The sequence below is a fragment of the Microcystis sp. LE19-10.1B genome (assembly GCF_027530565.1).
In the GTDB taxonomy this organism is placed as follows: Bacteria; Cyanobacteriota; Cyanobacteriia; order Cyanobacteriales; family Microcystaceae; genus Microcystis; species Microcystis aeruginosa.
The window spans coordinates 1-8,941 of sequence record NZ_JAPZQM010000010.1; the positions used below are offsets into that span (position 1 = coordinate 1).

Below are 8,941 nucleotides of genomic sequence, written 5' to 3' on the forward strand. Positions count from 1 at the left end.
GTGGTCAACTACCTAATTTTCAGGGAAAAAGTACCTGAATTTTCCCCCGATCCCCGCAATGGCTGGCACTTTTTGAGGGGAAAAAAGTCCAAAAGTCTTATCCAACAAGGTTTTTAGATTTATTCAGCAGACCCTAATTAGGTTTTCTGTCATTTAGTAAAATAATAGGGATTTTCTTCTGATTCGGTACGAGGTATGAACAGTATTTGGTTTAAGTTTGTCCATGCTTGCTGTGTTTTTTCTATGTCTATTGTTTGCATAACTATAATTCTCCATTAAAAGCGCGGCGCAATAAGACGGCGGGGAGTTTATTGATGGTGTCGAGTTGCTCTTTTAAGTTCTGTTTCAGGCGTTCCACTTCTTGCATTTGTTCGGTTAGAGTTGAGGCAATTTGTTGTTGTTTAGGGAGGGGTGGAATGGGAATTTCTAATGGTGCAATATCTTTCCCATTTATTTGAGGTACAGAATTCCCACTTTGAATAGAGGATAGATCCCAACTTTCAAACCAGAAATATAGATATTTATTAGATAAATTTTTCCCCGATGGATAGACTGCCATTAAATTAGGATCAAGAACTGCATTAACTGTTAAAATACGTTTTTTGTTTGTGGCGATTGCACCGCCCCTTTTTGGAAAAACTATAGATTGTGGTGGTATTATTCTATTGCCAGCCAAAGAACGCTTAGTATAAATCTGACCACTATTGATATAATTATTGTCACAAAAAGATTTATCCAAGTCAGATACTTTTAAACAGTAAACTCGTTCATCTACCTCAGAAATTATCTGATCTGGTAATGTATTTCCACCAATTATATGACATATTTCTCCTAACTTTCTCCTCTCCCAAGAATTAGCCTCCTCACTTTCAAAAACAGCCCGAAGATAGGCAGCAGGTAAAGCCTTGGCAGCTTCTAACTGTGCTTCTGTTGCTTTTCGTGCCTTTTCTACCGCTTCCATCTGTTCATTAAGAATGGCGGCTATTCGTTTTTGTTCGCTTAGGGGTGGGAGGGGGATTTTAATCCCTGAAAGACTTGTTCGTGTAATTTGAGGTTGGGCTGTTCCAGTTATCGCATCATTAAAACCTCGATTTGAGAGGTAATAGTAAAGGAAATTAATATCACAAAGTTCTCGATCCAGATCATCTAACGCCATAGCATTGCCCGTAATGTATGACTTCGGCGTTGAAAGATTAATCGTGCCGCAAGTAGCTCCTCTACATGTAATCATTAATGTCTCTTCAAGATGATTAAATTCATCGTAAAAACCAATGACTCCATTCGCACCATATACAGGATACCCTTCTTTTTTTAATGCTGATATTGGAATAGTTTTCCACTGCTTTGGTTTACAGACATCGACTAAAGCTACTTCTGTCCAACTCATCCCAACATCTCCTTTAACGCGTGTAAAACCTGATCAATCTTATTTTCAAACATAAATCAAACATCCTTTCGGTTGACTAAAACGGTGGGTTACGACGGATTGTTAGATTGACTTTAACGCCTAGATTGTTGCCGTCTAACCCACCCTACCAATGCACTCACCCCCCTCCAATGCGTAGGGTGGGTTAGCGATAGCGTAACCCACCACTCTCTTGGAATCACCCAATAAAAATAACATTCCTATCCTAATCAGATATTATACCATTCAACAAGCTTGGAGAAAGAAGCTGGGAGAAAGCGGGTTTCTTAACAAAATCTGAGCCTTAATTTAGCTATTTACTAGAAACCCGCTTTCTGTTCTATTTAGAAACCCTAAGCGGCAAACAATCTTATCTTAGCTTCCTGTATGATCTCAGAGGGTTTACCTACTAACTTTAACGCCGACAAACCCCCAGCCTTAATCACTTCCGGCACTTGAAAAATGAGCTTATTTTCTAATCCTTCCGTCCCCGACTTACCAAACTGAGAAGCGATCGCCCTCACTGTCGCCGCCGTTTCTTCTGGCATTTCGCGTAACCAATCCTCCTGTTTATAACTAAAAGCTTCCGCCCTTTCCAGACGAGTCAGACGGTGCAAACCATAACCTAACTCTCCCAAAACATCAAATAAATCGCAAGCTTCCAACTCATCTAGTGTCCTAATTATACTTGCCGATCGCCCCCCATCGGGCAGTATTTGTAATAACCTCCCCCGCTCCTCCGGCTGAACCCAAATTGAACGAAATAAGGTCAAATTAGTCACCTGATTAACCAAGGATTCCGCCAGCCTCTCTCGATACTCTTCTACCGTTATCGGCTTCGTTTCTCCGCCTACCGTCGTCAGAATATAGCGCCCCACCGGAGTAATATTTACCTCAAACCCCTCAACGGAGATAACCCGGCGTTGCTGCCTTTCCTTTGGTTCCGCCGCCGTCCCCTTTTTGGTGGCTAACTTATCGAGAAACTTCTCCCCAAATAAACGGGTAGCATTAGTGTAGTCATACACCCGAAACATTAACTTATTAGTGGGTAGATCCAACCGCGTCCCCCGCCCTACCATTTGATAGAAACTAATGGGAGAATTGACATATTTAAAAAAGACAATATTTCTCACATTGGGGACATCGACGCCGGTGGTTAAAAGATCTACCGTCGTCGCGACAAAATGGGAACGGGAACTGCCCTTTAAATCCGGCAAATAGTCATTACCCGAAGATTTGGCCGTACACTTGAAAGCATAATAATCCTTCGGCTTTTCCCCCTTAGCGGCACACCAACGAGCATAGAGATTATTCATCTCAATGGCTACAGCATCAGCATGGCGGTCATTAACACAGAAGATAATCGTTTTCTGTTCCACTTCCCCCGTTGTTAACAAATGATTGAATAAATCCCCCGCCATCGCCATCACACGGTCAGGGAGCAAAATTAACCGCTCATAACTGGTTTTCTCGTACATTTCCCTAATTTCTGCCTCTGGGATGGGCTGTCCCGTGTTGGCATCAAGGGGATTTCTGCTGTTGACCTCCTCCACTGTAATGCCCGTGTCATCGAGGTTGATGGCACTCCTAACAATTTCGCAGGCGGCAAGATAGCCATCCTCTATCCCTTGTCCGATGTCGTATTCATAGACGGGTTCGCCAAAATAGGCCATATTATCGGCGGTGATTTGTCTATCGGCTTCTGATTCGGGCGAGTCTTCTGTAAACTCCAATTCCCGGGGAGTTGCCGTCAACCCCACCTGTACCGCTTCACTGTTGCGGGTGAGAACTTGCGACCACTTACCCCAAGCGGAACGGTGACACTCATCGATGATGATATGGCTGAAATAATTTTCCGGGTAATGGGTGGTTAAAAAATTCCCCATGTCCTCTTCCTTGTCCACATTCAGAGTTTGATAGGTGGCAATTAAAACACGGGCATTCTTGTGGGGTTGGTTCTTTTCTACTTCCGCCGCCTCGGAACCGAAGGCAATTTGCAAAGCCGCCGCCCCCTGGGTTCTCAACTCATCGCGATCGCAGACAAATAACGCCCGTCGCAACTGTCCGGCATCTGCTATTTTTCGCAGTAGGTTACAGGCGATAAAAGTCTTACCCGCGCCCGTTGCCAGGGTTAGAAGGACTCGCGCCGGGGAGCCTGTTTGCTGGCAGCGGGCAATTTTTTCCAAAGCAGCGCGGATGGCAGCATCTTGGTAGTAACGCCGTCCTCCTTCTCCCCCCTTATAGGGAGTCAGCAGGGGACGGGCGACCTCCTCTGCTAGGCTGAAGCCTACATACTGCTCGTATCTCCCCCTCAGTTCGGCCGGGGTAGGAAATTGGCTGAGGGGCTGAGGGGCTGAAGTTATATTCGTCGTGCGATCGTGTTCGACAAAAAGATGACCGTTACAGGAGTACACAAACGGTACATTTAACCCTTTGGCATAGCGTTTAACCTGTTCTAAGCCTTCAGTGGGGGGCGCATCTTCCTTTTTTGCTTCTATTAGGGCGACGGCTAAGGGTTGGCTGTCGCTACTGACGGCAACTCGCAGGGTATAATCGATCCTTCCCCTGGCGCGTTCGGCTTCCCCATCGATAATTTGAATTGCCCCCGGGGTTTCTTCTCGCTTGAGACAATCCTCGGTCCATCCTCTTTGATGCAGGACGGGGTCAATTAATTTGGCTCTGGTGTCTGTTTCTCCTAATCCCATGGTTCTCTCAAGACAGTAAACAGATAACTGATAAGTAGCTGGTTATAATTAAATTAAAAATGGATTTTAGGTTCGATCCCCCCTGCCCCCCTTGATAAGGGGGGTGCCGGTAGGCGGGGGGATCCCCCCTTAATCCCCCCTTTGATAAGGGGGTGTCTGATAATTTTTAACGCCTACCTACTCAACTGATAACTGATAACTGATAAATGATAACTCAGGTTAATTAACTATTTTTCGCCTCTAATTTGGTCAAACGACTTTTAAGTTCCTGATTTTCCTGTTTCATTTTTTCTAATTCCTCGCGAATTTCCTGAATTGCTTTCTCGGAACCTAATTTTTTCTGGACTTTTTGTACTGCTTCCTCCGCTACACGACGGACACGACCATCGGGAGTTCGATCGCTCAAAGCTTGTAAAATAACGATAGCTTTGGCATTTTCTATCTGTCCTAAAGCGTTACACACTGCCACTTGCGTCAAGAAAAAAGTTTCCTTGGCAATGGTTTCTAAACGTTCCAAAATTACGGTTAATTTATCCGTGCTTTGTCCCGAAGAAATCGCTCCCAGGGCCCGAATAGCCCCTAATCTCAGGGGTTGAGGCGTGCCTAAAGCTGTGTAGGTCAAAATTGACTCCAAAGCCGCCGGGGAGGTTTTTAACTGGCTTAAACCGCCAATTGCGCCCGCTCTTACTACCTCATTCCACCCCTTTCTTGACTGTAAAATATGATTGAGCAGGTCAATAATTTCCCCTTCTTTATTTTGCAATTGTCCCACGGCCATGGAGCCTAATCCTCGCGCCGCGGCCGCTTCCACATAATAACTAGCATCTCCGGCTTCTAGTAGGGATTTAAGCGCGTTATAACTATCTAAGGTTTTAATTTCACTTAATCCCTCGACAACTGCCCGACGTACTTGTGCTTTTTCATCGTTTAAACCTTTAATTAAAGCAGTAACTGCCTGATCTAAACCAAGAGTTGCTAACTGTTTGGCCACCTCCACACGCACCCCCCAAAAAGGCTCATTTTCTAGGGATGTCCCTAAAGCTTCGATCGCTTCTAAACCGCCTTTTTTAGCAATGGCTATGGCTGCATAGATACGGGAAATTGGATCGGTATCCTGTTGTAATTGCGCTTTTAATTCACCGATGGGATACTCAAGAGTGACGGTTTTGAGGAAATTATTACCCCGATCGAACTTGACAAAATCGGGCTTTTGTGCTAGGGGAAAATAGAAAGTTTGTTCTTTTTGGTGAATCCGCAGATTGTAGGTAATATCCTCAGAGTTGAGATAGGCAAAAGCGACGGGAATTTTCAAGTCGAATAGTTCTTTTTCGTCCTGGGTTTGGGTGACAGTTAATTGGGCTAAATTATTCTGATTGTCCCAACTGTAGGCCACCTTATAATCGGGATGACCACCGCGATAAACGTACTGATCAAAGAGGAATAATAAATTGTACCCGGTCGCTTTTTCGATCGCCCGTAATAAGTCCACAGTTTCCACGGTTTTATGGGCATTATCTCGCACAAAAGTCTGAATCGCTTTTCCGAATAAATCTTCCCCTAAAATAGAGCGGATCATGTGATAAACACAAGCGCCTTTTTCGTAGAGATGACGATCATAAAGTTCGATCGCTTCTCGATAAACATGAGTAACAATCGGACGACGATAGCGGGAAGTATCTTCTTCTAAATAACTTCTTGCTTCCCCTAATAAATAATAACTACCAGCAGCTTTTCCGTATTCCGATTCTGTCCATAAAACCTCAGAATAGGAAGCCATTCCCTCTTTAATCCAAGCGTGAGACCAGTGTTTAATTACCACTAAATCACCGAACCATTGATGAGCTAATTCATGGGCAACTAAGCTTTCTGTCCAAGTATGATCAATGCTGGCTCTTTGATCAATTAAACAGCGATCGGTTAAAATTGTGGTAGAAGTATTTTCCATCCCACCAAAAATAAAATCATCTACACAAACTTGCGCGTATTTGGGATAGGGATAGGGATAACCAAACTTTTGGCTAAAAAACTCGATCATGCGGGGAGTTTTACCCATACTTCTTTGGCCTTCTTCTTCCCGTCCTTTTTCCACATAATAAGTGACAGGAACACCATTCCATGAGTCGCATAATTCAGCAAAATCTCCCACCGCAAGAGTCATTAAATAGGTGGGATGAATTTGCTTTTGTGACCAGTGATAAATTCTGTCCTCACCAACGGTTGCCACCGAGATTAATTCCCCGTTAGAAATAGCGATATAGGGTTGGGGAATTTTCACCCGAATTTCGGAGGTAGTTAATTGGCCAGGGTAATCAAAACAGGGAAACCAAAAGCGAGAATCTTCATCTTCTCCCTGGGTCCAAACTTGCATCGGTTTATCGGGATAATATTCATCGGGGCCGATAAAATATAACCCCCGTTGTGGTTGCTTAACCTGATAGTTAATCGTCAGGATAATCGGTTTATCGGTGGTGGGTTGCAGCAGATGAATGGTCAGAAGAGAACGATCATAGTCAAAGGGTTGACTGATACCTTCAATGAACACAGAATTAATATTTAAATCCACCGCGTCCAGAGTTAAACTGCTAATTCCCTGACGAATGGGGGTGAGGGTAATCTGACAGCTGCCCTGAAAACTTTGTTGAGGAATATCAATAATTAAATCGAGAAAAATATGATTAACTTGTCCGGGTCGATCGGGGTTATAATGGGGTTTAGCCCCGGGTAACTCAAAGGGTTGACGCTGATTATTTTCTGTGTCGATGGTGAGATGAGACATATTAGCCCTAACTTGCTGATTTTTGTCCGGTAAACTTAAATTAACACGATCGGTCGTCCCTTTCCTTGCTAATAATAATCCCACCCCTATGAATCTCCCTTCCTTTCTCTGGTTATGGAAAATTGCCGCTTGGTCGATGGGATTTACCCTCTTTGCCTATTTTTTACTAGCGGTTTCGGGGGTAAACATGGGTTATCGACGACTCGCGGGCCAATCTCGACCGAAATGGTTAAGATCCTTTCATCTCCTCAGCGGCCTGATCATGGTTGCTTTGGTCTTAATTCTGCTGGGAATCGGATTAGTGGGAACAATCGGTCATTATGGCAGTTTAGGCCACTCTTCCCACCTGATAGCGGGTTTATCGGTGGTTTTTCTGGTTTTTGTTTCGGCAATTAGCGGCCTGAACATTACAACTCATCCACCTCTAGCGCGGTCTCTCCACATCGGCACTAATCTTTTATTGTTTCTGGGTTTTCTTTTTGTTACCCTAACAGGATGGGATGTGGTCCAAAAATATCTACAATAGAAATAGTCGGCGATCGAGTGGAGACTGTTTGATCGAGAAAAACTAGCTAAGTAAGTGGATGTTAAAAATTGTCACATCCCCCCCCCTTATCAAGGGGGAATTAAGGGGGGATCCCCCCGCCTATCGGCACCCCCCTTATCAAGGGGGGCAGGGGGGATCAAAGACAAAATCTATCTTCAATTTAATTGAAACCACTTACTTATCTCATCCCGAAAAATCGCTTTTTAGTGACAGAATACTCACCCCCAAATCATTATGCAAACCGTCGAATCACAAGCTATTAACACGATGTCAGTGCCAAAAAAAGGGCTACCGGTAACAATTATTACTGGTTTTCTTGGTAGTGGTAAGACTACCCTCCTCAATCATATTCTCAGCAATCAACAGGGATTAAAAACTGCTGTTCTTGTCAATGAATTTGGTGAAATCGGTATCGATAATGAACTGATTATCAGTAGTGATGACAGCATGGTAGAATTAAATAATGGCTGTATTTGCTGCACGATCAACGAGGATTTAATTCAAGCGGTTTATAAAATTCTCGAACGTCCCGAAAAAATCGATTATTTAGTCGTAGAAACCACAGGATTAGCCGATCCTTTACCGGTAGCCTTAACCTTTTTAGGGACGGAATTACGCGAAATGACCCGTTTAGATTCCATTGTCACCATGGTGGATTGTGCCAATTTCAGTCTCGATTTATTCAACTCGCAAGCGGCCTTAAGTCAAATCACCTACGGTGATATTATTGTTCTCAATAAAACCGATCTAGTGGATGAAGCGGATGTGGATTCTTTAGAAATAAGAATCCGGGACATGAAGGAAGGAGCGAGAATTATTCGTACTAGCAAAAGTCAGGTCCCTTTACCCTTAATTCTCAGCGTCGGACTATTTGAATCGGATAAATATTTCGACACAGAGGAAGAACACCACGACCATGATCACCACGACCACGATCACGACCATTGCGATCATGATCACGACCACGATCACAATCATGATCATCACGATCATTCCAATCATTTAGAGGTGGATGGATTTACTTCTATTTCCTTTGCTAGTGACCAACCTTTTTCGATTCGGAAGTTCCAATATTTCCTCGATAATCAGTTACCAGAAAGCGTTTTCCGCGCTAAGGGTATTCTCTGGTTTGATGAAAGTCCTAAACGTCATATTTTTCACCTCAGTGGCAAACGTTTTACTCTCGAAGATGACGAATGGAAAGGTACTCCCAAAAATCAGCTAGTTCTTATCGGTCAAAATCTCGATCATGAAACCCTAAAAGAACAGATTAACAGTTGTCTCATTTTACCTGCTGTCAATCGCGGTAAAGGATTTGGGAAATAAACCCCGCTTTGTAAATCTACTAAGTTGGGATTTTTAAGGGGAAACTCTCTGCTAAAGTCGGGCGTTACTTTCGATTTTTTCCCTCAATCCAAGCTTTTGGGGGGTTCTACCCCCCAAACCCCCCGTTGGGGGCGTGGCGCCGCCCCCAAACCCCCCGCGCATTAGCTTTTCGGTGGGATGCT

The 8,941-nt window shown here is 43.9% G+C and carries 5 protein-coding genes; 2 read left to right on the forward strand and 3 right to left on the reverse strand.

All coding sequences use genetic code 11. The features are described 5' to 3' along the window. Positions 1-262: 262 nt before the first annotated feature. From O9332_RS00275 to O9332_RS00285, 3 genes are all read right to left on the reverse strand, one after another. Entirely contained in the window at positions 263-1,387 is a 1,125-nt protein-coding gene (locus O9332_RS00275) for a restriction endonuclease subunit S (RefSeq protein ID WP_288023218.1), read from the reverse strand. A 371-nt stretch (positions 1,388-1,758) separates the two neighbouring features. Further along, the gene (locus O9332_RS00280; RefSeq protein WP_288023220.1) at positions 1,759-4,110 is read right to left on the reverse strand and encodes a DEAD/DEAH box helicase family protein; all 2,352 of its coding nucleotides are present in this window, start codon (positions 4,108-4,110) and stop codon (positions 1,759-1,761) included. 223 nt (positions 4,111-4,333) lie between these two features. After that, on the reverse strand, positions 4,334-6,970 hold the full coding sequence (locus O9332_RS00285; RefSeq protein WP_288023222.1) for a M1 family metallopeptidase: 2,637 nt from the start codon (positions 6,968-6,970) through the stop codon (positions 4,334-4,336). 4 nt (positions 6,971-6,974) lie between these two features. On the opposite strand from O9332_RS00285, the gene O9332_RS00290 reads away from it, so the two are divergent. Both O9332_RS00290 and O9332_RS00295 read left to right on the forward strand, forming a co-directional pair. Beyond that, entirely contained in the window at positions 6,975-7,412 is a 438-nt protein-coding gene (locus O9332_RS00290) for a DUF4079 domain-containing protein (RefSeq protein WP_043999286.1), read from the forward strand. Positions 7,413-7,667: 255 nt separating this feature from the next. Then, a complete protein-coding gene (locus O9332_RS00295; protein ID WP_004159591.1) occupies positions 7,668-8,759 on the forward strand; it encodes a CobW family GTP-binding protein in 1,092 nt (363 codons plus the stop codon). The last annotated feature ends 182 nt before the right edge of the window (positions 8,760-8,941 follow it).